Origin of the sequence: Streptomyces sp. NPDC001941, assembly GCF_040296945.1 — a bacterium.
GTDB lineage: Bacteria > Actinomycetota > Actinomycetes > Streptomycetales > Streptomycetaceae > Streptomyces.
This window is the reverse complement of record NZ_JBEOYE010000029.1, coordinates 29486-55243: the sequence shown is the minus strand read 5'-3', so window position 1 is coordinate 55243 and position 25758 is coordinate 29486. Positions and strand designations below refer to the sequence as shown.

The 25758-nt window shown below is 72.9% G+C and carries 25 protein-coding genes; 15 read left to right on the top strand and 10 right to left on the bottom strand.

Annotation, left to right across the window (positions count from 1 at the left end; all coding sequences use genetic code 11):
* The first annotated feature begins 18 nt into the window (after window positions 1–18).
* From ABT160_RS20640 to ABT160_RS20630, 3 genes are all read left to right on the top strand, one after another.
* A complete protein-coding gene (locus ABT160_RS20640) occupies window positions 19–267 on the top strand; it encodes a DUF5133 domain-containing protein (RefSeq protein WP_351649140.1) in 249 nt (82 codons plus the stop codon).
* A 180-nt stretch (window positions 268–447) separates the two neighbouring features.
* Entirely contained in the window at window positions 448–1452 is a 1005-nt protein-coding gene (locus ABT160_RS20635; RefSeq protein ID WP_351649139.1) for a DMT family transporter, read from the top strand.
* Between the two features lie 97 nt (window positions 1453–1549).
* Window positions 1550–2608: a YihY/virulence factor BrkB family protein gene (locus tag ABT160_RS20630; protein ID WP_351649138.1), complete on the top strand. Its 1059-nt coding sequence runs from the start codon at window positions 1550–1552 to the stop codon at window positions 2606–2608.
* A gap of 81 nt (window positions 2609–2689) precedes the next feature.
* On the opposite strand, the gene ABT160_RS20625 is transcribed toward ABT160_RS20630, so the two are convergent.
* The 5 genes from ABT160_RS20625 to ABT160_RS20605 form a co-directional block, all read right to left on the bottom strand.
* Window positions 2690–4141: a cellulose binding domain-containing protein gene (locus ABT160_RS20625; protein WP_351649137.1), complete on the bottom strand. Its 1452-nt coding sequence runs from the start codon at window positions 4139–4141 to the stop codon at window positions 2690–2692.
* A 116-nt stretch (window positions 4142–4257) separates the two neighbouring features.
* Complete coding sequence (locus ABT160_RS20620; protein WP_351649136.1) at window positions 4258–5808, bottom strand: beta-N-acetylhexosaminidase; 1551 nt, start codon at window positions 5806–5808, stop codon at window positions 4258–4260.
* A 110-nt stretch (window positions 5809–5918) separates the two neighbouring features.
* A complete protein-coding gene (locus ABT160_RS20615; protein ID WP_502984273.1) occupies window positions 5919–6770 on the bottom strand; it encodes a carbohydrate ABC transporter permease in 852 nt (283 codons plus the stop codon).
* Window positions 6767–7747 carry a carbohydrate ABC transporter permease gene (locus ABT160_RS20610; protein ID WP_351649135.1) on the bottom strand — a complete coding sequence of 327 codons (981 nt, stop codon included), beginning with the start codon at window positions 7745–7747 and terminating at the stop codon, window positions 6767–6769. The genes ABT160_RS20615 and ABT160_RS20610 overlap by 4 nt, the downstream gene beginning before the upstream one ends.
* Before the next feature lie 138 nt (window positions 7748–7885).
* Window positions 7886–9154, bottom strand: coding sequence for an extracellular solute-binding protein (locus tag ABT160_RS20605; protein WP_351649134.1), 1269 nt, complete (start codon window positions 9152–9154; stop codon window positions 7886–7888).
* 312 nt (window positions 9155–9466) lie between these two features.
* Here ABT160_RS20605 and ABT160_RS20600 point away from each other — a divergent pair, with 312 nt between their 5' ends.
* A complete protein-coding gene (locus ABT160_RS20600) occupies window positions 9467–10312 on the top strand; it encodes a GntR family transcriptional regulator (RefSeq protein WP_351649133.1) in 846 nt (281 codons plus the stop codon).
* Window positions 10313–10456: 144 nt separating this feature from the next.
* On the opposite strand, the gene ABT160_RS20595 is transcribed toward ABT160_RS20600, so the two are convergent.
* Both ABT160_RS20595 and ABT160_RS20590 read right to left on the bottom strand, forming a co-directional pair.
* On the bottom strand, window positions 10457–10582 hold the full coding sequence (locus tag ABT160_RS20595; RefSeq protein WP_351649132.1) for a hypothetical protein: 126 nt from the start codon (window positions 10580–10582) through the stop codon (window positions 10457–10459).
* Between the two features lie 113 nt (window positions 10583–10695).
* Window positions 10696–11346 (bottom strand): HAD family hydrolase, encoded by a 651-nt coding sequence (locus tag ABT160_RS20590; RefSeq protein ID WP_351649131.1) that lies wholly within the window; start codon window positions 11344–11346, stop codon window positions 10696–10698.
* Between the two features lie 142 nt (window positions 11347–11488).
* On the opposite strand from ABT160_RS20590, the gene ABT160_RS20585 reads away from it, so the two are divergent.
* The 11 genes from ABT160_RS20585 (at window position 11489) to ABT160_RS20535 (ending at window position 24061) form a co-directional block, all read left to right on the top strand.
* The gene (locus tag ABT160_RS20585; protein WP_351649130.1) at window positions 11489–12739 is read left to right on the top strand and encodes an erythromycin esterase family protein; all 1251 of its coding nucleotides are present in this window, start codon (window positions 11489–11491) and stop codon (window positions 12737–12739) included.
* 199 nt (window positions 12740–12938) lie between these two features.
* Window positions 12939–13970, top strand: coding sequence for a 2,5-dihydroxypyridine 5,6-dioxygenase NicX family protein (locus tag ABT160_RS20580; protein WP_351649129.1), 1032 nt, complete (start codon window positions 12939–12941; stop codon window positions 13968–13970).
* 63 nt (window positions 13971–14033) lie between these two features.
* Window positions 14034–15305, top strand: a complete 1272-nt coding sequence (locus ABT160_RS20575) for an FAD-dependent monooxygenase (RefSeq protein ID WP_351649128.1) — start codon at window positions 14034–14036, stop codon at window positions 15303–15305.
* A 123-nt stretch (window positions 15306–15428) separates the two neighbouring features.
* Entirely contained in the window at window positions 15429–16871 is a 1443-nt protein-coding gene (locus ABT160_RS20570; RefSeq protein WP_351649127.1) for an MFS transporter, read from the top strand.
* Window positions 16868–17728 carry an FAD binding domain-containing protein gene (locus ABT160_RS20565; RefSeq protein WP_351649126.1) on the top strand — a complete coding sequence of 287 codons (861 nt, stop codon included), beginning with the start codon at window positions 16868–16870 and terminating at the stop codon, window positions 17726–17728. The genes ABT160_RS20570 and ABT160_RS20565 overlap by 4 nt, the downstream gene beginning before the upstream one ends.
* On the top strand, window positions 17725–20115 hold the full coding sequence (locus tag ABT160_RS20560; protein ID WP_351649125.1) for a xanthine dehydrogenase family protein molybdopterin-binding subunit: 2391 nt from the start codon (window positions 17725–17727) through the stop codon (window positions 20113–20115). Before ABT160_RS20565 ends, ABT160_RS20560 begins: the two co-directional genes overlap by 4 nt.
* Complete coding sequence (locus ABT160_RS20555; protein WP_351649124.1) at window positions 20112–20726, top strand: (2Fe-2S)-binding protein; 615 nt, start codon at window positions 20112–20114, stop codon at window positions 20724–20726. The genes ABT160_RS20560 and ABT160_RS20555 overlap by 4 nt, the downstream gene beginning before the upstream one ends.
* Complete coding sequence (locus ABT160_RS20550; RefSeq protein ID WP_351649123.1) at window positions 20717–21463, top strand: SRPBCC family protein; 747 nt, start codon at window positions 20717–20719, stop codon at window positions 21461–21463. Before ABT160_RS20555 ends, ABT160_RS20550 begins: the two co-directional genes overlap by 10 nt.
* The gene (locus ABT160_RS20545) at window positions 21460–22146 is read left to right on the top strand and encodes an isochorismatase family protein (protein WP_351649122.1); all 687 of its coding nucleotides are present in this window, start codon (window positions 21460–21462) and stop codon (window positions 22144–22146) included. Before ABT160_RS20550 ends, ABT160_RS20545 begins: the two co-directional genes overlap by 4 nt.
* Window positions 22147–22185: 39 nt before the next feature.
* Window positions 22186–23037, top strand: coding sequence for an alpha/beta fold hydrolase (locus tag ABT160_RS20540; protein ID WP_351649121.1), 852 nt, complete (start codon window positions 22186–22188; stop codon window positions 23035–23037).
* 163 nt (window positions 23038–23200) lie between these two features.
* Complete coding sequence (locus ABT160_RS20535; protein ID WP_351649120.1) at window positions 23201–24061, top strand: maleate cis-trans isomerase family protein; 861 nt, start codon at window positions 23201–23203, stop codon at window positions 24059–24061.
* Here ABT160_RS20535 and ABT160_RS20530 read toward each other — a convergent pair.
* The 3 genes from ABT160_RS20530 to ABT160_RS20520 form a co-directional block, all read right to left on the bottom strand.
* The gene (locus ABT160_RS20530; protein ID WP_351649118.1) at window positions 24013–24495 is read right to left on the bottom strand and encodes a MarR family winged helix-turn-helix transcriptional regulator; all 483 of its coding nucleotides are present in this window, start codon (window positions 24493–24495) and stop codon (window positions 24013–24015) included. The two genes, ABT160_RS20535 and ABT160_RS20530, sit on opposite strands and share 49 nt — an antisense overlap.
* 143 nt (window positions 24496–24638) lie before the next feature.
* Window positions 24639–24893, bottom strand: a complete 255-nt coding sequence (locus ABT160_RS20525) for a twin-arginine translocase TatA/TatE family subunit (RefSeq protein WP_351649117.1) — start codon at window positions 24891–24893, stop codon at window positions 24639–24641.
* A 201-nt stretch (window positions 24894–25094) separates the two neighbouring features.
* Window positions 25095–25643, bottom strand: coding sequence for a hypothetical protein (locus ABT160_RS20520; RefSeq protein WP_351649116.1), 549 nt, complete (start codon window positions 25641–25643; stop codon window positions 25095–25097).
* Window positions 25644–25758 lie beyond the last annotated feature (115 nt).

Genomic DNA, 25758 nt, shown 5'->3' with positions numbered 1-25758 from the left:
CCGTTCCGGAGGTCCGTCATGCTCATGGCCCACCCTGCCGTCCTCACCAAGCTCCTGGCCCAGTACGACGCGCTCACCAGGCTGCACGCCCAGGACGGCGGCCCGGAGGCCCGTCAGCGCCTCGACGACGTCTCGTACACCCTGTGCGTGGCGACCGGCACCCGGGACGTCGACGCCGCCCTGATCGCCGCGCGGCACCAGCTGCCCGGCGCGCGTCCGCTGGACGACTCGGTGCTGGCCGTCGCGCAGACCGCCGACACGGTCTGACGCCCGCCGGGCCCGACCCCGTGGGCGGGCCCGCGCACGTCTCGTCATCCGGCCCGCCCCTGTCAGTGGGCGGGCCGATCGGCTAGAAAGGTGTACGTGCCCGGCAGTGGGTCGTGGTCCCGCGGGGTCGCGGCCGCGGGCGCGTCCCTGCCCGCCGTTCCCCTTCGAGGTCCTCCGCACATGCGCACCACCGCGGCCCCCTGGCTGCTGCTCGCCGTCTTCTCCGGCACCCTCATATCCCTGCAGTCCCGCATCACGGGCGAACTCGCGTCCGGGCTCGGCGGCGACGGGTTCACGGCCGCGCTGATCTCCTTCGGCTCCGGCTGCGCGGTGCTCACCCTCGGAATGCTGGCCCTGCGCGGGCCGCGCCGGGGCGCGGGCCTGGTCGTGGCGGCGGTGCGCGAGCGGCGGCTGAAGTGGTGGCAGGTGCTCGGCGGCTGCGGCGGCGCGGCGTTCGTGCTGGCCCAGGGGCTGACCGTGGGGGCCCTGGGCGTGGCGCTGTTCACCGTCGCCATCGTCGCGGGCCAGGTCTCCGGGGGGCTGGTCTTCGACCGGATGGGCCTGGGGCCGGCGGGCCCGCAGCGGCCGACGCGGCGCCGGGTGGTGGGCGCGGCCCTGGTCCTCGCGGCGGTGGGCCTGTCGATGGCGGACAAACTGGGCGGCGGCTTCCCGTACGCGATGCTGCTGCTCCCCCTGGCGGCGGGCGTCTGCGTGAGCTGGCAGCAGGCGGTGAACGGGCACGTCCGGGACGCCTCGGGGTCCGCGTACACGGGCACGTTCTTCAACTTCGTCGCCGGCACCGCCGCGCTGTGCGTGGCCTTCGTGGCGCACACGGCGGTGACGGGGCTGCCGGAGCGGCTGCCCTCGCAGCCGTACGTCTACCTCGGCGGCCTGGTCGGCATCGCGTTCATCTCCATCGCGGTCGCCACGGTCCGCAGGCTCGGCGTCCTCGTGCTCGGCCTGTGCACCATCTCGGGACAGCTGATCGGGTCCCTCGCGCTGGACCTGCTGCTGCCGCACGGCGGCGCCGAGGTCACGGCGGCGACGGTGGCGGGCGCCGCGCTCGCACTGGTGGCCATCGCGATCGCGACGCTGAGCGGCCGCCGTTCCTCGCGGGTGGTCACCTCCGGCGACCCGGCGCGCCAGGACGCGCCGTCGGACCGGAAGGGCGTCGTCCGGCGCTGAACCGTCCCCTCCAGCGGGCGTACACGCGGCATGGACGGACAGCTGAACCCTCCCTTCCGCCGGGCTTACACGCGCCGCGAGTGGATACCCGGGGACCATGGCGAGGCTGCATCTTTCCCGGCACGAGGCGGACGACGACGGCGAGGCACGGCGCGGGGCGCCGCCACCCGAGGCGGTCGGGCCCGGTCCCGACGTGGAGGCCAAGGCCCCGGACAGCCCGGCGCGGCTGCCCGCGCGGGCCTGGCGCGACGTGCTCAAGGGCACGCTGCGGGAGTTCCAGGACGACGAACTGGGCGACCGGGCCGCGACCCTGACGTACTACGGCGTGCTGTCGCTGTTCCCGGCGATCCTGGTGCTGGTGTCGCTGCTGGGCATCGCGGGCCGGTCGGCCACCGACACCGTGCTGACCAACCTCAAGCAGCTGACGCCGGGCTCGGTGCGGGACATCATCACGCAGGCGGTCCAGCAGCTCCAGGACCGGTCCGGGGTCGGCTCGGTCATGGCGGTCGTGGGCCTGGTGCTCGCGGTGTGGTCGGCGTCCGGGTACGTCGCGGCGTTCATCCGCGCGGCGAACCGGGTGTACGACATGCCGGAGGGCCGTCCGGTCTGGAAGGTCCTCCCGCTGCGGGTCGCGCTGACCGTCGTCCTGATGGTCCTGGCGGTGGCGAGCGCGCTGATCGTGGTCTTCACGGGCTCCCTGGCCGCGCAGGCGGGCAGGGCCCTGGGCATCGGCGACTCGGCGCTGACGGTGTGGGCGGTCGCGAAGTGGCCGGTGCTCGTCGTCCTGGTCACCATGATGATCGCGATCCTGTACTGGGCCAGCCCCAACGCCAAGGTGCGCGGCTTCCGCTGGATCACCCCGGGCAGCGTGCTCGCGCTGCTCATCTGGCTGGCGGCCTCCGCCGGGTTCGCGTTCTACGTGGCCGGGTTCGCCACGTACAACAAGACGTACGGCACGCTGGCCGGCGTCATCGTGTTCCTGGTGTGGCTCTGGCTCACCAACCTGGCCGTGCTCCTGGGCCTGGAGTTCGACGCGGAGACGGCGCGGCAGCGGGCGATCGCGGGCGGGCTGCCGCCGGAGGCCGAGCCCTACGCGGAGCCGCGCGACACCCGGGCCTGGGACGAGCGGGACCTGCGCAGGGTCGAAGGGGACTGACTCCCCCGCGCGGCCCCGCCCCGGACGGCAGGCACGTCCGGGGCGGGGCGTTCACGGGACCGTTCACGGGACGGGTGTCGGTCAGGACGCGGGGACCTCGTCGACGAAGGCGGTGCCCGCGGTGCGGTAGGCGGCGACCTTCGCCGCGACCTGGGCCGGTGTCAGGACCTTGTCCTTGACGTGCAGGACGTAGTCGACCTGCTGGTCGTAGGCGCGCGGCGAGGTGGAGGTCTGGCCGTTGAGGTCGATCAGCCACTGGTTGAAGTTGATCGACATCGGCCGCTCGGGCAGGTACGCGGCGTCGTGCGTGCCGAAGACCTGACCGTCGACGTAGTAGGTGATGGCCTGGTTGTCGATGGTGACCACCAGGTCGTGCCACCCGGCGAAGCTCTGGCGGCTCTCGCTGTGCTGGTTGACGGCCTGCCACGGGTCGGGGTTGTAGGTCTCCCAGGACGTCGTGTAGAGGATGTTGGACGGCTCGCCCCAGCCGCCGTTGGGCAGGTACTCGAAGTCGTACTCGGCGTAGTCGTCCGCCATCGGCGCCTTGAGGTCGTTGATGGTGAAGAAGGTCTGCACGAGGTGGTCCCCGTCGGGGCCCGACTTGGGGGCGTCGGAGAACTTCACCCGGGCCGCGTAGGTGCCGTTCTTGAACTTCGTGGACTTGGTGAGGACTTCGGTGTGCCTGGTCGACTCACCGGTCCCCGCGGTGGAGGTCTCCAGGTTCATCACCGTGTTGCCGCCCTGGGCGGCGAAGGTGACCTTGGACGGGTCCCAGGTGGCGCCGGGGACGCCCGGGCCGCCGGAGTTGGAGCGGACGTTCCAGCCGTGCGCCGAGAGCGCCGGGTCGCCGGAGGACGCGTAGGTGAAGTCGTCGAACAGGGTCTGGCCGCCACCGGGCGGGTCCGTCGGGTCCGTGGGGTCGGTCGGGTCGGTCGGCCCGTTGCCCTCGGGGGCGACGCCCCAGACGGAGGCCCCGGCGAGCTGGGCGGTGACCTTGTTCCAGTCGGCGTACGAGGTCTGGGCGCCGTTGAACGAGTAGTCGTCGCTCTGCCGCAGCGTCTGCCAGGACGACTGGTAGAAGCGCAGCTGCATGTCGCCGGTGTCGGCTCCGGGGGCGAGCGAGCCCGCGGCCGGGGTGAAGCCGATCTCCAGGTAGCGGTCGGCGGTGGCGGTGGGGTGGGCCAGCGTGCCGAACGTACCGGTGATCGCGGAACAGCCCTTGACCGCCCAGGAGCAGGCGAAGCGGTAGGCGGCACTCGCGGAGTCGGCCTTGAAGTAGTAGCGCACCTTCACCTGGCTCAACTGCACCGCCGAGGAGCCGGTGTTGCGGACCTTGAACCAGGGCTCGCTCTGGTCGGCGGTGGCTCCACTGGCGCTGGTGCGGTACTGCACGGCCAGGCCCTCGCCCGCCGCCGAGGCCTGGGTGACGGGGAGGGTGGCGAGCGCCGTGCTGCCCAGGAGCGCGGCGACCGCGAGGGCCGCGCGGGAGCGGCGCGAGGCGGAACGGGGGGTGGGGGTGGGGCGAGTACTCATCCGTGTCTTCCTTCGGTGTGGGTGGTGTGGTGCACGGCGGTTCTCAGGAGGGTGCTTCTCGGGGTCGCGGCCACGGGGGAAGGGGCCTTCGAGGGGTACGGGGTGGCAAACGGGGATCAGGCGCGGGTGGGCTCCGGAAGCGAGCTGGCCACGCCGAGCGCGTCCAGGCGGGCCGTGTGGCCGGCGAGCCGCTCGCGGAAGCCGGCCCAGTCGGCGGCGGGGTTCCAGACCCGCTCGGCCAGGGCGCACAGCCGGGGGTACGTCAGGTACTCGATGTGCTCGGGCGTGCTGACGAACTCGGTCCACAGCTGCGCCTGGGCGCCCAGGACGCGCCCCGCGAGCTCGGGTTCGGCGGCGGGCGGGGTGAGGTCGAGGCCGTGCACGGTGCGCAGGTCGACGACGTAACCGGGCTGGCCGGGCGGCTCCTGCGGTCCGGTGCCGCGCGGGTAGTCGAGGTAGGTGGCGCGGTGGTCGGCGTACACCACGTCGTGGCCGCGGCGGGCGGCCCGCCAGGCGTGCCCGGGTTCGAGCCAGCTCATCACCGTGCAGTCCACCGGGAGCCGGGTGTCGCGCTCGGCCCAGGCCACCGGGCGGCGTCCGGCGCGCAGGAGGTGGTCGGCGAGGCTCCCGAGCAGCCAGCCGTGCACGTCGCGCGGGCCGGAGAGCCCTTCGTGGGCGGCGCGGGCGGCGGCGGCCGGGCTGTTCTCCCACTCGGTGGTGGGGCACTCGTCGCCGCCGAGGTGGACGTACTGCCCGGGGAAGACGTCCATCACCTCGTCCAGGACGGTGCGGAAGAAGTCCAGGACGTGGTCACCGGTGCCGAGGACGTTCTCGCAGATCCCCCAGCGGGTCCAGACGTCGAGGTGCCGCTCGGGGTGGTTGCCGAGCTCGGGGTGGGCGGCGAGGGCGGCGCGGACGTGCCCGGGGACGCCGACCTCGGGCATCACCGTCACCCCGCGCTCGGCGGCGTACGAGACGAGTCCTTCGAGTTCGGCGCGGGTGTACGAGCCTCCGTGCGGGCGGCCGTCGAAGCGGGTGCTGCCGGCCGGGCCGACCATCGACTCGGCGCGGTGGCCGCCGACTTCGGTGAGCCGGGGGTAGGCGGCGACGGGCATCCGCCAGCCCTGGTCGTCGGTGAGGTGCAGGTGGAGGACGTTGAGCTTGTGCAGGGCGAGGAGGTCGACGTAGCGGTGCAGGTAGGAGACGGGCTGGAAGTGGCGGGCGACGTCGAGCATGGTGCCGCGCCAGGGGTGGGCGGGGACGTCGGTGATCTCGACGCCCGGCAGGTCCCATCCCGTACGGTGCCGATGCCCCGTCAGATGTGCTTGTGCGGGCAGCAGTTGACGGATCGTCTGGACCCCGCGCAGCAGTCCGGCGGTGCGGGCGGCGCGGAGCAGGACGCCGTGCGGGCCGACGGTGAGGCCGTAGCCCTCCTCGCCGAGTCCGGTGAGGGTGTCGTCGACGGCGAGGACGAACGCGCCGTCGGCGGAGTGCTTCAGGGGCCGGCCGAGCGCGGGCTCCAGGTAGGTGCGCAGCAGCGCGGCGGCCGGTTCGGCGCCGGGGGTGACGCGCAGCCGGGTGGTGGTGTCCACCCGGAAGCGGTCGTGGCGCACGGCGAGCCTGGTGGGCCGGGGCACGAGGGCGAGTTCGGGGCGTGGCGGTTCCACGGGAGCTGTCTCCTGGGGTCGTCGACAGGCGGGTGGGGCGCGGGGTGGGTGGGGCGCTGTCTGCGTGTGCGCGGGGTGGGTGGGGCGCCGGGTCTGCGGGCGGGGCGCGTTCAGCCCTTGACGCCGCCGGAGGCGAGCCCCGAGGTGACGTGGCGCTGCAGCGCCAGGAAGACGATCAGGGCGGGCAGGGCGAAGAGGGTCGCGGCGGCCATGGTCGCGCCCCAGTCGGTGCCGAAGGTGGACTGGAAGGAGGACAGCCACACCGGCAGGGTCCTGCTGTCCTGCTGCTTGATGATCAGGAAGTTGGCGTAGGTGAACTCGTTCCAGGCGGTGATGAAGCCGAACAGGGAGGTGGCCATCAGCCCGGGTGCGAGCAGCGGGAGTGCGACCCGGCGGAAGGCTCCGGTCCTGGTGCAGCCGTCGACCTGGGCGGCCTCCTCCAGCTCGGGCGGGATGGAGGCGATGAAGCCGCGCAGCACGACCACCGTGAACGGCAGGGTGATCATGAAGTAGACCAGGGTGAGGGCGGGCAGCCGGTCGAGCATCCCGGTGTCGCGCGAGATGATGTAGACCGGGATGACCAGGGACTCCCAGGGCGCCATCTGGGCGATGAAGACGGCGAGCATGAACTGCCTGCGGCCGCGCCAGCGCAGCCGGGCCACCGCGTAGGCCGCGCCGAGCGCCACGACCAGGGCGAGGAGTACGGCGCTGAGGGTGACCAGGGCGCTGTTGCGCCAGAAGAGCCCGAACCCGTCGGCGCCGACGGCCCGGCGGAAGTGGTCCAGGGTCCATGCGTCCGGGATGAGCCGGGGCTCGTACGACTGGATGTCGCGGGACGGTTTGAAGGCGGTGGCCACCATCCAGTACACGGGGAAGAGGCACAGGAGCACGGTGAGGGTGGCGGCGGCGTACAGCGGGAGCCTGCGCAGCCGGCGGCGTGGTGACGCGGACAGGGTGGTCACAGGTTCTCCCCCTCCTGACGGAACAGCTGGCGGAAGTAGAGGACGAGGACGCCGCTCATCAGCAGGACGGTGAGCATGGAGGCGGCCGAGCCCAGGTCGTAGCGCTGCTGGGAGAGCGCGGTCTGCACGGCGTAGACCGGCAGGATGGTGGTGGCGTCGCCCGGTCCGCCCCGGGTCATCACCCAGATCTGCACGAACGCCTTGAAGGTCCAGATGACTTCGAGCGAGAAGACCAGCATGAAGATCGGGCGGATCAGCGGGAGGGTGACCGAGCGGAAGATGCGGACGCCACCGGCGCCGTCCAGCCGCGCCGACTCGTACAGCTCGGCGGGGACGGTCGTGAGCGCCGAGTAGAGGGTGATGGCGGCGAACGGGACGGACTGCCAGACGATGAGCGTCACGACGATGGCGAAGGCGGCGCCGCCGTGGGCGAACCAGGGGTAGCCCTGGAAGGAGTCGAACCCCAGGCGTACGAGGGTGGCGTTGACGATGCCGAACTCGGAGTGGAACAGCCACTGGAAGACGGTGGTGGCGGCGACCACGGGCACCGCCCACACCAGGACCAGCGAGCTGAGGACCACGGCCCTGCCGGTCCTGCCGAGCCGTTCGACCATCAGGGCGACCAGGGTGGAGAGCACCATGATGAGGACGACGTTGACCGCCATGAAGACGAAGGTGCGGCGCACGACGTCCCAGAACCGGGGGTCGGCGAGCAGGGTCCGGTAGTTGCGCAGCCCCACGAACTCGGCGTTGCCCAGGATGAGTTGGCGCAGCCGGAAGTCCTGGAAGGAGATGAGCAGGGCGCGGGCGAGGGGGTAGAGCAGCAGGTAGAGCATGCCGAGCACGGCGGGGGCGATCAGCAGGTACGCCCAGCGGGAGCCCGGGTCGCGCGGCCGCGCCTCGCCGGGCCGGGGCCCCCGCCGCGCCGGGCGGCGCGGTGTGGTGCGGGGCAGGGCCCGCTCGCGCACGGTGGACACGGCGCCTCCTTGTTGTCTGGTCGTCATCACGTCGTCACGTCGTCACGTCGCCCCTGGTCGGGGTGGAGTCCCCGGTCGGGGTGGAGTCCCTGATCGGGCGGAGGGGCCGCCCGGACCCGAGCCGGGCGGACCCGGCCGTCAGGAGCCGCTGTTGAGCGTGGCGGTGATGGACCCGGACGCCTTGGCCGCCTCGGCCTTCGGGTCGCGGCCGGTGAGCACGGCGGTCATGTAGTCCTTGATCGGGTTCTTGCCCTCGACGGCCGCCCACTGCGGGGTGTTGGGGGTGGCGTGGCCGTTGGCCGCCCCGACGGCCATGGCGGCGGCTCCCGGGTCGGAGGAGACGGCACCCGCCAGGGTGGTGCGGTTGGGCACGTAGCTCATGGCGGTGGCGAGCTTCTTCTGCCAGGCGTCGCCGGTGAGTTCCTTGAGGAAGGTGAAGGCCTCGTCCTGGTGCTTGGCGACGGCGGGGACGACCAGGTCGGAGCCGCCGGTGAAGACGGCGCCGGGGGCGTCGGCGGTCTTGCCGGGGATGGGGAAGAAGGCCAGCTTGCCCTTGAGCGCGGGGTTGCTCTGGGCGACGACGTTGGCGCCGCCGGGGACGGCGATGATCTGGGCGACCTGGCCCTTGGCCATCACCTCGGCCTGCGGGGGCTGGGCCTCGTCGGAGTCCTTGGGCCCCTTGCCCAGGGCCTGGAGGCGCTGGTAGAAGGCCATGGCGCGCTGGGCCTCGGGGGTGTCGAGGGCACCCTTCCACCGCTCGCCGTCCTTGACGGCGAGGTCGCCGCCCTCGTCCCAGATGAATCCGGACAGGGCGTACCAGTTCTGTCCCGGCAGGTAAATGCCTTGCGTTCCGCCGGTGTTGAGCTTCTGGGTGGCGGCGATCCACTGGTCGCGCGTCTTGATCTGCTTCGGGTCGACGCCAGCCTTCTCGAAGAGGTCGGTGCGGTAGATGACGACGCGGTTGGCGGCGTAGTACGGGATGCCGTACTGCTTGCCGTCGTACGCGCCCGGCTCGGCGAGGCCCTTGAGCCAGCTCGCGCCGCCGAGTTCGCCGACCTTGCCCGAGAAGTCGGTGAGCCCGCCGCTCTGGGCGTACTGGGCGACCTGGGTGTTGCCGACCTCGATGACGTCGGGGGCGTCGTTGCCGGCGAGGGCGGCGGTGACCTTCTCGGTGATCCCGTTCCACTCCTGGACCTGGATCTTGACGTCGATGCCGGGGTGGGCCGCCTCGAAGCCGGCCTCGAACTCCTTCTGGAAGGCGGCGGAGACGCTGTCGCGCATCAGCCAGACGTCCAGGACCGTCTTGCCGTCGGCGGTCTTTCCGGAGCCCTCGTCCGGGGAGGAGCAGGCGACGAGCCCGGCGCTCAGCAACACGGCGCCGAGCAGGGCGGAGGAACGGTACTTCACGGTTCTCACCTCGGGGGACCAGAAGGGGGACAGCACGAAGGACGGCGGATGCCGGGAGAACTGCGGTTTACCAGTTGACCACTTGAGGCTTACCAGTGGTCGCGGGGATGAAGGTGGCATGGACCACTGGCGCCGTCAACCCTCCGTGAACCATGCATCGTTGGCCATGATCGCGGAAGGGTGGCGGATTACCACTCCCGAACCGGAGGCCCTACTCGCTTGACCAGCAGACCAGTTAGTATGACCAGTACGGGTTCACCCTCACCCGCCCGCACCCGCCACGCCCCGCCCCCGAGACGAACGAGGACCCGCATGGAGATCGACGCCGCAGCCTCTGGTGCGATGCTCAAGCGCGAGCGGGTGCGCGACGCGATCCTGGAGCTGATCGAGAACCGCAGCCCCGGCGACGCCATCCCCTCCGAGCGCGTGCTCTGCGCCGAACTCGGCGTGTCACGGCCGACGTTGCGGGCGGCGGTCGACGAACTGGTCGTCGCGGGACAGCTGGTGCGCGAGCACGGCCGGGGCATGTTCGTGGCCAAGGAGAAGATCACCCAGGAGCTGGTCTCCAGCCGCCACGCCTTCACGCTCCCGCAGGCGAGCGGGGCGTGGAGCAGTCGGCTGCTCGACTTCAGCACCCGCCCGGCCGGCGCGCGCGTCGGGCGCAAGCTGCACCTCTCCCCCGCCGCGAGCATCCTGTACGTCGCGCGGCTGCGGCTGGTCGACGGCTCCCCGATGGCCATCGAGCACCTGCACGTCCCGGCGGACCTGGTGCCCGACCTGACCAGCGACGAGCTGGAGCAGGGCGACCTGTACGAGCACCTGCGCGACCGGCACGGCATCCAGGTCAGCGAGGCCGTCCAGTCGATCGAGCCGACGGTGGTGACCCGGGCGGAGGCGGACCTCCTGGACGTGCCGGAGTTCTCCCCGGCACTGCTCTTCGAGCGGCTGACCACCGACACGCACAACCGGCCCGTGGAGTACGTGCACTCGCTGTACCGGGGCGACCGCTACCGCATCGTCTCCCGCCTCACCCTGAACCCGCGCTCCACGACCCCGACACCGCCCGAGGGCCACCACCCGGGGATCCCGCCGGGGGACCTGACGGTGGGCGACCCGGTGACGTTCTCGACGCGCGGGGTGGTGCAGGGGGGCCTGTGAGCCCGGTTCCCCCACCGCCCCGGCACCGCCACCTCGACCGCCACCAGCAGGTCCCCGCGGCGACCCACGCGCCCGTACGCCGAAGGGCCTGTGAACCCGGGTTCCTACGCGCCCGTACGCGGCAGGGCCGGTAAACCCGGGTTCCTACGCGCCCGTACGCCGCAGGGGCGCCGAACCCTCCAGCAGTGCCTTGGTGACCAGGTAGCCCGCCACCGCGAGCCCCGTCATCGCCAGCTTCACTCCGCCGGCCCACACACCGAGTGCCTTCATGCGCCCAGCCTCCCGCGCGCCCCCGGGCCGCGACAGGGCGCGGGTCAGCCATTGCGGGGCGGGGGGCGGGAGGCCTTGTGTGGCGCGGAATGAGCCCCGGTGAATGCGCCCCGCTACACGCCCGCGAGCAGTCCGGGCAGTTTGCGCATGTCGTCGAAGACCGTGGTCCCGGGACCTTCGAGGTTTCCGGCCGGGGTGATCCCGCCCGCGTACGCCAGGACCCGCATCCCGGCCGCGCGGGCCGCCCGCACCCCGGGCACGCTGTCCTCGACGACGACGCACACCCCGGGATCCACGCCCATCCGGCGGGCCGCGTGCAGGAACAGGTCGGGTGCGGGCTTGCCACGGGCCACCTCGGTGGCGCTGAAGATGCGCCCTTCGAAGCGCTCGTAGAGGCCCGTACGACCCAGGGTGTGCCGCATCTTCTCGTGCGATCCACCGGAGGCCACGCACGTCGGCAGCGTCAACGCGTCCAGCGCCTCGGGCAAGCCGTCCACCGCGCCCAGCTCGGTGTCCACGGCCACCCGGTGCCGCGCCTCGAACCGCTCGTGCCAGGTGTCGGCGACCTCCTCCCCCAGCCGCTCGGCGACGAGGTCACGGATCGCGGCGTGGCTGCGCCCGATGAACCGCTCGACGGCCTCCGCCTCGGACAGCGCCCACCCCAACTCCGCGCCCAGGGCGACCTGGAGGCGGACGGCGATGCGCTCGGTGTCGACGAGGACTCCGTCGCAGTCGAATATGACGAGTTCAACCGGCTTGATCATGCGCGCATCGTAGGCCCTCGCCGACGCACGTACGGCTCGCGTCGGCCAGCGGGCTTGAAGCCCTGTTTGAAGGTTTTCTCGGCTTTTCCCGAGGTGAGAGCGGGAAAGTCTCACTCGAATGTTCAACGATAGCGTTGAAGGCATGGCGACTGACATCAAGGAAACCATCCATCCCGTCGACGCTTCCGCCCTCCTGCGACTACTCCCCTCCCGACCGCCCGCGTCGTCCCGGCCTCCCCGCCCCCGCGTCCTCGCCCTGGGCGAGCCCACCCACACCGAGGACACCCTCCTGCACCTGCGCAACGAGCTCTTCCGGCACCTCGTCGAGGACGAGGGCTACCGGATCGTCGCGATCGAGAGCGACTGCCTCAAGGCCCTGGTCGTGGACGACTACGTGGCCACGGGGCGCGGCAGCCTCGACGCGGTGATGGCCGACGGGTTCAGCCATCCCGACCTCGGGCTCGGCGCCTCCGCCGCCAATCGGGAGCTCGTGCGGTGGATGCGCCGCCACAACGAGGGCAGGCCCGCGTCCGAGCGGGTCCGCTTCGCCGGGGTCGACGGGCCCCTGGAGATGGCCGCCGCCGCGAGTCCCCGTGCGGCCCTCGTGCCGTTGTACGCGAGCCTTGCCGCGCACGTGGACGCGGACCTGCTGCCCTGTGACGCCGGTACGCTCGACCAGTTGCTCGGCGCCGACGAGCGGTGGACCGATCCGGCGGCCATGTTCGAGCCCGGACGGTCCGTGGGGCGCTCGGACGACGCCGCACGACTGCGGCTCCTCGCCGATGAGCTGGTCGCGCTCCTCGACACGCAGGAGCCGTTGCTGCGGGCCGCCGTGGAGCCCGACGCGTGGCACCGGGCCCGGCTGTACGCGCGTACCGCCGTCGGCCTGCTCCGCTACCACTGGGCCATGGCCGACCCCTCGCCCTCCCGCATGGCACGCCTGTGCGCGCTGCGCGACGCGATGATGGCCGACAACCTGCTCGCCCTGGCCGACCGGGCGCCCGTCCTGGTGCACGCCCACAACGCCCACCTCCAGCGGGAGTTGAGCTCGATGGGGATGTGGGACGGGCCGGTGGAGTGGTGGAGCGCGGGGGCGCTGGCGAGCGTCCGCCTCGGCCCGGAGTACGCCTTCGTGGCCACCGCGCTCGGCACGCTCCCCCACCGCGGCGTGGACGCCCCGCCACCGGACACCCTCGAAGGGCTCCTGTACGCCCTGCCGGACGACCGCTGCCTCGTCGACGCCCGGCGCCTCGCGGGCCTCATCGGGGACCGGCTCCCCGCGCCGCGGGTGTCCCCCTGGTTCGGTTACGCGCCCTTCGACCCGGCCCACTTGGCGGGCAGCGACGGGATCGTCTTCCTCAAGGACGTGCCGCCGCACCCTTCGTCCCCGTAACAGCCCTTGGGCAACCACGATTTAACGCACCGCCCTTGCCATACCCAGATCGTACGTGCTCGGATAATACGTGTTCGGATCATCTGCGGCGGGCGGTGCGCGGCGCGGTGCTCCCGGGTACGGGGACCCTCCGCGCCCGGGCGGCCCCGCCCGGGCGCGGGTCCGGCGCAGCCAAGTCTCCCCAGACTAGGAGCGCGGCATGTTCGACCTGTCCTCCGTTGACCTCCTCGACGCGTTCACGCGCGAGCTGAGGCTCTGCAAGCTCCAGCCCGACGAGCACGTGGTCGTCCTCTCCGAACCGAGCAGCCGGGGCGACTACGTGGCCGCCGCGTTCGGCGCCGCCAAGGCCTGCGGCGCCCACGTCATCGCCGCCACCGTCCCCGGCGGAAACCCCTCGCCCGCCGACAGCACCCGCACCGGCGCCGGCCCCGGGCTCAGCGCCGTACTGCGCGACACCACGGCGCAGGACCTCCTCAAGTCGGCGGACCTGGTGGTCGACCTGACGCGCGAGGGGTTCATCCACGCGCCGCTCCAGCAGGACATCCTGCGCACCGGCACCCGGATCCTCTTCGTCTGCGACGCGCCCGACGTGCTGGTGCGCAACCTGCCGAAGCCCGAGGACAAGGACGAGGTCCTCGCGGGCGTCGAGCTGCTGCGCCGGGCCTCCACCATGCGCGTCACCTCCGAGGCCGGGACCGACCTCACCGTCGAACTGGCCGGTGCCCAGCCGGAGTTCCAGGTCGGATTCGCCGACGACCCCGGGCGCTGGGACCACTGGCCGAGCACGATGGTGCTGTGCTGGCCACGCCGCTCCGAGGGGCGGATCGTGCTGGCCGAGGGCGACATCCTGCTGCCCTTCAAGGAGTACGTGCGCGGACCGGTCTCCCTGGACGTCGCCGACGGCGACATAGTGAAGGTCTCCGGCGGCGCCGACGCGCGCCTGCTGGAGCAGTTCTTCGCGGACGCCGACGACCAGTGGGCGCGCAGCCTGTCCCACATGGGCTGGGGCCTGATGCGCACGGCCGACTGGTTCGCCACCGCGCTGTACGGCAAGGACGAGCTGATGGGCATGGACGCCCGGGCCTTCGCGGGCAACTTCCTCTGGTCCACCGGTCCGCACCCGGTGCTCGACCGCGAGTCGTACGCGCACCTCGACATCGCCATGCGCGGCTGCACCGTGCGCGTCGACGACCGCGCCGTCGTCACCGACGGCCGCCTCGCCGAGATCTGACGCCGCGTCACCCGAACCCGCCGTGAGCGGCCCCCTTCCGCACCGCGCCCGCTTGGAGCACCCATGACACCCACCCAGTCCTTCGAAGCCGTCGTCGTCGGCGGCGGGCTCGGCGGCATGACCGCCGCACTGGCCCTGCGCCAGCGCGGCCTGAGGGTCACCGTCCTCGAACAGGCCCCGGTCTTCGGCGAGATAGGCGCCGGGATCCAGACCGCGCCCAACGCCAGCCGCGTCCTGCTGCGCCTCGGGCTGCGGCGGCGGCTGGAGGCGATCCACACCGAGCCGCAGGACCAGGTGCGCCGCCGCTGGAAGGACGGCAGCGTCATCGGGCTCACCCCGCTGGGCGACACCGTCAAACGGCGCTACAACGCCCCGTACTGGCACTACCACCGCGCCGACCTGCACCGCGTCCTGCTCGACGCGTGCGTGGACCCCGCCGGTGCCGGCCCGGTGGTGCGCCTGCACACCGGCAGCCGGGTCGTCGCCCTGGACCTCGCCGACGCCGAGCGCCCCGCCGCCGTCACCGAGGACGGCCGGCGCGTGGCCGGCGACCTGCTGATCGGCGCCGACGGCATCCGCTCGCGGGTGCGGGACCTGATGGGCCTGGAGGACACCCTGGAGTTCTCCGGCGAGATGGCCTTCCGGGCGCTGGTACCGGGCGACCTCATCGCCGCCGACCCGGCCACCCGCTTCCTGGTGGACCGCTTCCAGAGCACCATCTGGTACGGCCCCGACCGGCACCTGGTGCACTACGTGATCCGGCGCGGCGAGTTCCTCAACGTCGTCGGCTGCGTTCCCTGCACCGACGAGGTGGCCGAGCGCTGGACGGCGACCGCCACCGCGAGCGACCTCGTCGAGGCCTACGCGGGCTGGGACGACCGGGTCGCCGCCATGCTCTCCAAGGCCAAGGACGACGTCCTCTGTTCCGCCCTGCACTACCGCAGGCGGGACCCGCTGTGGGTGGACGGACGGGTGGCGCTGCTCGGCGACGCCTGCCACGCGATGCTGCCCTACCAGGCCCAGGGCGCCTCCCAGGCGATGGAGGACGCGGCGGTGCTCGCCGAGGAGCTCGGCCGGGTCACGCTCGACGGCGTCGACCTGGCGCTGCGCCGCTACGCCGACCGCCGGGCCGCGCACGCGGGCCGCGTGCAGGAGGCCTCGCTGCAGAACAAGACCTTCTACCACTACCCCGACGGCCCCCTCCAGGAGGCCCGCGACGAGACGCTGCGGCGCGGCTTCGACGGGGAGTCCGACCTCTCCTACGACTGGCTCTGGAGCGGCACCCCGCTCAAGGACCCGGACCACGGGGCGTACGCGTACGCCTTCGCCCGCTGACCCCGTCCCCCGCAGCACCCGCCCGCCGGACCACCGCGTCCGGCCCGCAGTACCCGCACGGCTCCCCTCCCCCGGCCCCGGCGCCCGCCGCGCGGCCGCGTCCCCCTCGCACCCGGAGCCCCCGTGAAGACAGGCGACCAGATCGTTCAGGAACTCCCCTGGAAATGGGGGGTGCAAGGCAAGGTCTTCGTCATCGGTGGCCTCGGCTACCTCTTCGACGCGTACGACATCGCCCTCAACGGCTTCCTCATGCCGCTGCTCGGCGAGCACTTCTCCCTCTCGCTGTCCGAGCGCGGCCTGGTGGCCACCGCCAACCTCGTCGGCATGGCGGTCGGCGCGGTGGCCTGGGGCGCCGTCGCCGACCGGATCGGCCGCAAGCGCGCGTTCAGCGTCACCCTGCTGATCTTCGCCCTGTTCTCGGTGCTCGGCGCGTTCTCGCCCTCGTACGCCGTCTTCCTGCTGCTGCGGTTCCTGGCGGGGATCGGGCTCGGGGGCTGCATCCCGGTGGACTACGCGCTGGTGGCCGAGTTCTCGCCGAGCCGCTACCGGGGCCGGGTGCTGACCGGTCTGGACGCGTGGTGGCCCGTGGGGGTGACCCTGTGCGGGCTGACGTCGACGGTGCTGCTGCCCCTGGAGGGCAACTGGCGCTGGATGCTGGCCACGATGAGCCTTCCGGCGCTGCTGCTCTTCTGGGTGCGCCGGGGCGTGCCCGAGTCACCCGTGTACCTCACCCGCAAGGGCCGCGAGGCCGAGGCGCGCGCCGTCATCGACGACCTGGTGGCCCGCACCGGCGCGCCCCGGGTGCCGTACGAGATCCCCGCGCCGGCCGCCGACGGCGGGCCGCGCGGGGTGCGCGCGGCGGCCGAACAGCTGCGGCTGGTCTGGAAGTTCAGCCCGCGCGTCACCTCCGCCGCCTGGCTGCTGTTCGCCACGGTCATGCTGGTGTACTACGCGGCGCTGAGCTGGATGCCGTCCATCCTCAAGAAGGAGGGCCTGGGCGACACGGCCGCCTTCATGAGCACCACACTGATGAGCGCGGTGGGCATCGTCGCGGTCCTGGTGTCCACCGCGCTGGTGGACCTGACCGGCCGCAAGTGGCTGATCGGCGTGACCGCGCCGCTCGCCTCGCTGGCCCTGGTCGCCTTCGCGCTGACGATGCGGATGCCGACCGCGTCCCTGGTGACCATCGCCGTCTTCGGCTTCCTCGCCCAGCTGGCCATCCCCGCCATGTACGCGTACGTCTCCGAGCTGTACCCGACCCTGCTCAGGGCCAGCGGCTTCGGCTGGGCGTCCTCGTTCAGCCGGGTCCTGACCGGCTTCGCGCCGCTGCTGTTCGGCTCGGTGATGTGGCCGCTGCTCGGACTTCCGCTGACCTTCGCCGCCCTCGGGGCCTGTGTGTTCGGGGCCGTGCTGTGGATGGCGGTCGCGGCGCCCGAGACGGCGGGCCGCGAGCTGGACGAGACCGTCCCCGGCGACCCGTCCCCGGCTCCGGCCGCCGGCGAGCCGCACACACCCGTCGCGACCGCCGCCGGGCGCGCCGGGACCCGTACGACAGGAGGATCGTGAAACCCGCACCCTTCCGCTACCACCGCGCCCGCGACGTCGAGGGCGCCACGGCGCTGCTCGCCGAACTCGGCGACGACGCCAAGGCGATCGCCGGAGGGCAGAGCCTGGTGGCGATGATGAACTACCGCCTCGCCCGCCCGGCCCACCTGGTCGACATCGCCCGGCTGGGCGAACTGGACCACCTCTCCGTGGACTCCGAAGGCGCCCTGCGCATCGGTGCCCTGACGACGCATCACACCGTCGAGACGTCCCCGCGGCTCGGCCCGGAACACCGGGTGGTGCGGGACTCCATGGCCTGGATCGGGCACCTGCCGATCCGGACGCGCGGCACCGTCGGCGGGAGCATGGCGCACGCGGACGCGACCGCCGAGTGGTGCCTGCTCGCGGTCCTCCTCGACGCCGAGTTCACGCTGTACGGACCGCGCGGCGAACGGCGCGTTCCCGCCTCGGAGTTCTTCCTCGGCTACTACAGCACCGCCCTCGCGCCCGACGAACTCCTGGTCGAGGTCGTCTTCCCGCACCCCGCCCCGCACGCGGCGCTCACCGAGTTCGCCGAGCGCAAGGGCGACTTCGCGCTGGTGTCCGCCGCCGTGCGGCTGGATCCCGGGGGCGGCGGGCGGGTGGCCCTGGGCGGGGTGGCCGACCGCCCGGTGCGGGTGCCCGAGGCGGAGGCGGTGCTCGCGGCCGGCGGGTCGTGGCGCGACTGCGCGCACGCGGCGGCGGACGCCGTGGAGGTCCCGGACGACGGCTCGGGCGAAGGGGGCGAGGGAGGCGCGGAGGGCCAGGCGGGCTCCTACCGCCGCCACCTGGTCCGCACCCTGGTCGAGCGCGCCTGCGAGGAGGCGATGTCCCGGTGAAGCCCGTGGAGGGGACCCGCCTGGTCGGGCGTTCGGTGCGGCGGCGCGAGGACCCGCGCCTGCTGTCCGGGCGCGGCCGGTTCGTGGACGACATCGAACTGCCAGGCATGTTGCACGCCCAGTTCGTGCGCAGCACAGTGGCGCACGCCGAGCTCACCGCCGTGGACCTGACGGAGGTGCGCCGGGTGCCCGGGGTCGTCGCCGCGTTCGCGGCGGACGACCTGGCGCTGGGTGACATCACCGCACAATTGGCGCGCCCGCTCTCCGAGTTCGTACCGACCGCCATGCCCGTGCTCGCGCGCGACCGGGTGCGGTACGTGGGCGAGCCGATCGCGATCGTCGTGGCGCGCGACCCGTACACGGCCGAGGACGGCCTCGAAGCGGCGCGTGTGGCGTACGCGCCGCTGCCGCCGGTGACGAGCGAGGAGCAGGCGCTGGCGCCGGGGGCCGCCCTGGTGCACGCCGAGGCGGCGGCCAACACCCTGGTGGACGTCTCCCTGTTCGCCACCGAGGGCATCGACGAGGTGTTCGCCCAGGCCCCGTGCGTGGTGCGGGTGGACGCCCGGACCGGACGGCAGAACGCGCTGCCGCTGGAGACCAGGGGCGCGGTCGCCGCCTGGGACGACCGCGAGGAGCAGCTGGTCCTGCACACCTGCACCCAAGTGCCGCATCAAGTAAGGACGGTGGCCTCCCGGTGTCTGCGCCTCGACGAGCGCCAGGTGCGGGTGATCGTGCCGGACATGGGCGGCGGCTTCGGCATCAAGTGCGTCGTGGGCCGCGAGGAGATCGCGACCGGCGCCGCCGCGCTGCGGCTCGGGCGCCCGGTGAAGTGGATCGAGGACCGCAAGGACGCGCTCACCGCGTCGTTCCTGGCGCGCGAGCAGCACTACGAGGCGCGGGCCGCGTTCGACGCGGAGGGCAGGATCCTGGCGCTGGACGCGGACGTGGTGTGCGACATGGGCGCCTACTCCTGCTACCCGTTCACCGCGGGCATCGAGCCGCTGATGGCGTCCGCCGAGATGCCGAGCGTGTACAAGGTGCCCGCCTACCGGGTGCGCGGACGGGCGGTGACGACGAACAAGGCGCCCACCGCGCCGTACCGGGGCGTGAGCCGTCCGCAGTACGTGATGGTGGTGGAGCGCCTGATGGAGCGGGCAGCCCGCGAACTCGCCCTGGACCCGGTGGAGATCAGGCGCAGGAACCTGATCACCGAGTTCCCCTACACGGGCGTCAACCACATCACGTACGACCCCGGCTCCTACCTGGAGTCGCTCGACCTGTGCGAGCGGCTGCTGAAGGAGGAGGGCTGGTACGAGCGGCAGGCGGCGGCCCGCTCCGAGGGCCGGCACCTCGGCATCGGGTACAGCTGCTTCAGCGAGCGGACCGGGTACGGCTCGGCGGCCTTCGCGGCGCGCAAGATGGAGGTCGTACCCGGCTTCGACATGGCCGAGGTCCTCATGGACCCCAGCGGCTCGGTCACGGTGACCACCGGCACGCTCAGCCACGGCCAGAGCCACGAGACGACGATGGCGCAGATCGTCGCCGACACGCTCGGCGTGGACATCGCCCGGATCAAGCTGCACCAGGGCGACACCGACCGGATCCCGTACGGCTGGGGGACGTTCGCCAGTCGCTCGATCGTCGTCGGCGGCAGCGCGGTCCGGCTCGCGGCGGCCCGGCTCGCCGACAAGCTGCGGGCGCTGGCGGCGGCCGAGTGGGGGGTGGCGCCCGAGGACACGGAGGTCGACCGGGGCCGCATACGGCGCAGGGACGTCCCCGACGCCACCCTGGACCACGAACACCTCGCCGACACCGCCTACCTCAAGGCGCACCTGCTGCCCAAGGGCATCGAGCCGGGGCTGACCGCGAGCGCCGTGTACGACGTCTTCCACGACGGGACCTTCTCCAACGCGACGCACGGCGTCGTCGTCGAACTGGACGAGGGCACGGGCCAGGTGAGGATCCTGCGGTACGTCTGCGTCGAGGACTGCGGCGTCGCCATCAACCCGCAGGTCGTGGAGGGCCAGTGCCGGGGCGGGATCGCCCAGGGCATCGCGGGAGCGCTGTTCGAGCAGGTGACGTACGACGAGCGGGGCGAGCCGTCGGCCACCGGATTCCTGGACTACAAGGTGCCGACCGCGCACGAGATCCCGGAGATCGCCGTGCACCACCTGGAGACGCCGTGCGCCTTCACCGAGACCGGCGCCAAGGGCGCGGGCGAGGGCGGCACCATCGGCGCGCCCGCCGCCGTGCTCAACGCCGTGAACGACGCGCTGCGCCCCACCGGCGTCGAGCTGGACAGCACGCCGGTGACCCCGCAGGCCGTGCACCGCGCCCTGAGCACCCCCGTACCGCAACCGCACGCGACCCCGGAGCCCACCCGATGACCGACACCACCGACCGCACACCCGTCCGCCCCGGCGCCGCCGCCCGTACGGCGTGCGCGCACGTCGTCGCGCCGACGGCCGCCGACGCCGATGAACTGCTGCTGCTCGCGCTCGACGTCAACGGCACCACCCACGAGGTGCTCGCGCCCGCGCGCCGCACCCTGGTCGACGTCCTCCGGCACGACCTGGGCCTGACCGGCACGCACGTCGGCTGCGAGCACGGGATCTGCGGGGCCTGCACCGTGCTCGTGGACGGCGCCCCGGCCCGGGCCTGCCTGATGTTCGCCGCCCAGGCCGAGAGCTCGCGGATCTCCACCGTCGAGTCCCTGGCCGACCCGGAGACGGGTGAACTCAGCGACCTGCAGCAGGCGTTCACCGAACACCACGGGCTGCAGTGCGGGTTCTGCACCCCGGGGTTCCTGATGCTCGCCGAGGGCTTCCTGGCCCGCCGCCCCTCGGCGGACAAGGACGAGATCAGGGACGCCGTCTCCGCCAACCTGTGCCGGTGCACCGGCTACCAGTCCGTCGTCGAGGCGATCGACGCCTGCGCGGGCGCCCGCCGCGCCGCGGCGGTCCACCACGAGAGCGAGGGAGCACAGACGTGCGACTGATCAATTCCGTGTCCGTCGCGGCACCGCCCGACGCGGTGTTCGCGCTCCTGGGCGACGTGGAGCGGGTGGTGACCTGCATGCCGGGCGCCGCCCTCGAAGGGCGTGACGGCGACGGCTGGCGGGGCGGCGTGAAGGTGAAGGTGGGCCCGGTCTCGGCCGCGTACACCGGGACCGTGCGCTTCCTCGACGCCGAGCCCGACAAGCGGCACCTGCGCATCCACGCGCGCGGGCACGACGCGCACGGCAACGGGGACGCCGAGGCGGAGGTCCTCCTGGACGTCCTGCCTGCGGAGGACGGAGCCCAGCTCAGCCTGACCACGGACCTGCTCATCCGGGGGAAGCTGGCGCAGTTCGGCAAGGGGGCGATCGGGTCGGTCTCCGAGCGGATCCTCCAGCAGTTCGCCCGGAATCTGGGGGAGTTGATCGCCGAGGGTACGGCGGACGAGGGCGCGGGGGGCGCTGGTTCGGTCGCGGCGGCCCCGGCGTCCGCCGACGGGGCGGCCGGCGCATCAGGAGCGTCCGGGGCGCCCGTCCGTACTGCCGCGCCCACCGCGTCAGCCGCCCCGCTCGACGGACTCGACCTCGTCGCCGGTCCCCTGCTGCGTACGTACGGACCCGTCGCGGCCGGCTTCGCCGTGGGGCTACTCCACGGATGGTTGTGGGGTCGCGTGCGCGGTCAGTCCCGTCAACTGCGGCAACAGGCCGAGCTGTTGCGCGATCTGGGGAGGTTCCTGTGACCGCCGGGCTGCACGGTGCCGCGACCGACCTGACGTACGAGCGGGCGGGCTTCGGCGCGCCCGTGCGGCGCGGGGCGCGGCCCGCGATCGTCGTGGTGGACCTCACGCGGGGCTTCACCGAGGACGGCTACGCCTGCGGCGCCGACCTCTCGGAGGTCGTCGCGGCGACGGCCACCCTGATCGACGCGGCGCGGCCGGTCGGGGCGCCCGTGGTGTTCACCGCCATCGCCTACACACCGGCCGAGGCGTCGGGCGACCAGGTGGCCTGGCTGCGCAAGGCGCCCGGACTGCGCAGCCTGGTGGAGGGCAGCCCGGCGGTCGCGGTGGACCCGCGGCTGCCGAAGCGGCACGGGGAGGACCTGCTGGTCGTGAAGAAGGGCGCCTCGGCGTTCTTCGGGACGTCCCTGGCCGCCACGCTGACCGGCCTCGGCTGTGACACGGTCCTGGTCTGCGGGGCCACCACCAGCGGCTGCGTGCGCGCGAGCGCGGTCGACGCGGTGCAGTCGGGGTTCTCTGTGCTGGTCCCCCGGGCCTGCGTCGGCGACCGGGCCACGGGCCCCGCCGAGGCGGCTCTCTTCGACATCCAGGCCAAGTACGGGGACGTCGTCGAGCTGGACGACGCGCTCGGCTACCTGGCCTCGCTGCCCGTACAAGTGACCACATCGGACGGGGAGTTCGCGTGAACGACGAGGAGTCCGCATGAACGACGGGGAGTTCGACGTATGAACGAGCGCTGCCTTCCGCAGAGCACACTGGCCGATCTGTGCGACGTGCCCGCCACCAGCCGCTGGTTCCGCTCCGGGCCGCTGCGGCTGCACGCCCTGGACTACGGCGGCCCGCTGCCGCCGCTGGTGGTGCTGCCCGGCATCACCAGCCCGGCCGTCAGCATGGACTTCGTCGCGCGCGAACTCCTGGACCTGGTGAGGCCGGTGGTGCTCGACGTGCGAGGCCGTGGCCTGTCCGACGGCGGTGAGGCGTACGGAGAGACGTACGACCTGGCGGCCTACGCGGGCGACACCGAGGCCCTGGTCAGCAACCTGGGGCTGGACCGCCCGCTGCTGCTCGGGCACTCGATGGGGGCGCGGATCGCGGCGGCCGTGGCGGTGCGCGCCCGGGTGCCGGTGCGCGGTTCCGTACTCGTCGACCCGCCCCTGAGCGGGCCGGGGCGCGGCACCTACCCGACCACGCTGGCCACGTTCCTGGACCAGCTGGGCCAGGCCCGGCGCGGCACCACCGCCGACGAGGTGGCGCTGTCGTGGCCGTCCTGGCCGCGCCGGGAGCAGGAACTGCGGGCCCGCTGGCTGTCCAGCTGCGCCGAGGAGGCCGTCGCGGCGACCCACCACGGTTTCGAGTCCGAGGACTTCTTCCACTGGTGGCCGCGCGTGCCCGAACCGGTCCACCTGCTGTACGGGGCGACCAGCGCGGTCGTCACGGCCGAGGGCGCCAAGGAGGCGGCCGCCAGCCGCCCGGTGGCCGTCCTGGACGAGATCCCGGGCGCGGGCCACATGGTCTTCTGGGACAACCCGGCGGACTCCCTGGCGCGGTTGCGCGCGGCGCTGGAGGCGATGTTGTGACGCCGTGGGGCGTCGCTGACTGTGGCCGTGGGCGGCCTCACCGAGGGCGGTTGGAAGCCCACTTCATCCGTGCAGACTCCATGCGCACCGACTCGATGCGGTCTGACTCGACGCGGTCTGACTCCGTGCGCACCGACTCCATTCGTACCGAAGGACAGGCAAAGTGACGGACCATCACATCGGCATGATCGTGCCCAGCTCCAACCTCACGATGGAGACGGAGCTGCCGCGCATGCTGGCCGCCCGCGAGGCGCTGATCCCCGAGGACCGCTTCGTGTTCCACAGCAGCCGCATGCGCATGAAGCACGTGACGCCCGAGGAGTTGCGGGCGATGAACGCGCAAACCGGCCGCGCCGCAACGGAGTTGGCGGACGGACGGCCCGACGTGGTCGCCACGGCGTGCCTGGTCGCCATCATGGCGCAGGGTCCCGGCTACCACTGCACGGCGGAGGCGGAGATCACCGACGCGCTGCGGGCGGAAGGTTCCGTGGCCCCGGTGGTGTCCAGCGCCGGGGCCCTGCTCAGCGGCATCGAGGCCCTGGGGGCGCGGAAGGTCGCGCTGATCACCCCGTACATGAAGCCCCTCACCGAGCGCGTGGTGGAGTACATCGAGGACGGCGGCGTGGAGGTGGTGGACGCGCTCAGCCTGGAGGTGCCCGACAACCTCGCCGTGGCGCGCCTGGACCCCGAGGACCTGCGTACGCACTGGCGGAAGCTGGACCTGCGCCGCGCCGATGCCCTCGTCCTGTCCGCGTGCGTCCAGATGCCGTCCCTGGCGGCGGTGCAGCCGGTGGAGGACGAGGTCGGCCTGCCCGTCCTCTCGGCGGCGACCGCGACCGCGTACCGCATCCTCACCGAGCTGGGGCTGCCGCCGGTCGTCCCGTGCGCGGGGAGCCTGCTGGCCAAGGGGGCCCTCAACCCGGCTTCCGGGGAACCCACTTGGAGCTACCCCGGCCCCCGGACGCCCCCGTGGAACTACTCGGCGCCCTCCGTCAGCGCTTCCCACCGGTCCGCCAGCGCCTGAAGCGTCGACACCAGCGACTCGCCGCCGTCGGCCCCGAACGACTCCAGGAGCAGCTTGTCCAGGGTGCGGGCCCGCTGGTTGGCCTCCCGCAGGGCGGCGCGTCCGGCGTCCGTGAGGTGCAGGAGCTTGCGCCGTCCGTCGGCGGCGGCCGTGTGGCGGGCGAGCAGGCCGCGGTTCTCCAGGCGCCGCGCCACGTCGGCCATCGTGGAGGTGTCCAGCGACACGGCCGCGGCCATCGACCGCTGGTCGCGGCCGGGGTTGCCCTCCACGGCCTGGAGCACGGCGAACTGGGGCCCGGTCAGCACCGGGTCCACCTCGCGCGCCCACAGGGCGAGGTACGCCTGGTAGAGCCGGCGCACCTGGTACCCGGGCGCGGCCGTCAGGGCGGCGGGGATCTCCGGGGTGGCGTCGGTGGAGGGGGTCTGACCAGTCATGAGCCCACTTAAGCACGGTGCCGGGTACGGGGCGAGGCCGAGGTCCGTACGGATGGACCCGCGGGCCAGCGAGGTGGTGAGGGGACTCCGTACGGGAACGGTCGCCCGGCTCCGTACGGAAGCCGTCACCGGCCTCCTCGCCGTCAGCGGCCCGTGGTGTCCGTGCCGGGGTGGGGCGCGGCTGCCGGGCCGGGCTGGGGCGGGGCCGCCGGGGTGGGCTGGACCCGGGTGACCTGGTAGACGGCCTGCGGCTCGCCCTCGTCCTTGGCGGCCTTGGCCTCGCTCTTGAGGATGCGGGCGGCCTTGCCCGCGCTGCGGGTGAGCTCGGGGAGCTTCTTGATCCCGAGCAGCACGATGACGACGACCAGGAGGATCGCGATCTCGCTCAAGCCGAACATGCACTCTCCAGGGCGGGCGGGGCCGGGACGACACCTCAATCTACAGGGGCGTAGAAGTTCAGGGGAACGGGAGGCTCGAAGTCCGGTCGCGCGCACGGGGCTTGCGGTCGGATGTTCACCGGCACGCCACGCTCGCGCCACCGGACCGGGAGCTTCCGGACCGCCGCCGCCACCCGGGCCGCCCACCGATGTGGGCCACCCTCAGAGCCAGCTCACCCGCATGCTCGTCACCGGCTCCGCGCCCCCGTCCGTCGCGTCGTGCCGCAGGTCGCCCGACCAGACGCGTGCCAGCAACCTGCGCACGGTGTCCGCGATCTCGGGCGCCGCCCTGCGCAGTGCGTCCGCGTCGGCCTCGGGGACCTCCCCGGCCGGGATGCCCGACTCCTTCAGCAGGGCGGGCACGTCGCTGAGCTTGCTGGTCAGCCAGAGCAGCGGGTCGCGGGACAGCTCCTCGACGAAGACGCGCGGACCGGGGTCCCACGCGTCGAAGCGCGGGTGGTGGTGGGTGCGGTCGAAGGTGTGGGGCGGAGCGTCGGCGTCCTGCAGGAGGTCGACCCGCCAGAGCGGGCGGCCGATCGTGATGGGGCGCGCCGAGTAGATGGTCCCGGGGAGCTCGCCGCGTTCGAGGAGCCGCAGTTCGACGCGTACGCCGCTCTCGGGGGTCTCCTGTCCGGGGAGCGGATCCGGGTCGCGGAAGTGCAGGTCGGCCACCGCGATACCGACCCGCTCGAAGCCGAATGCGTACAACACGCCAACCCCCAGGACCGCCGGTGGGACACGGACACGGATATGAACACGGGCACGGGCGCAGGCGCGAACACGCGCACGGGCACGAACACGGGCATGAAATCCGACACGGGCATGG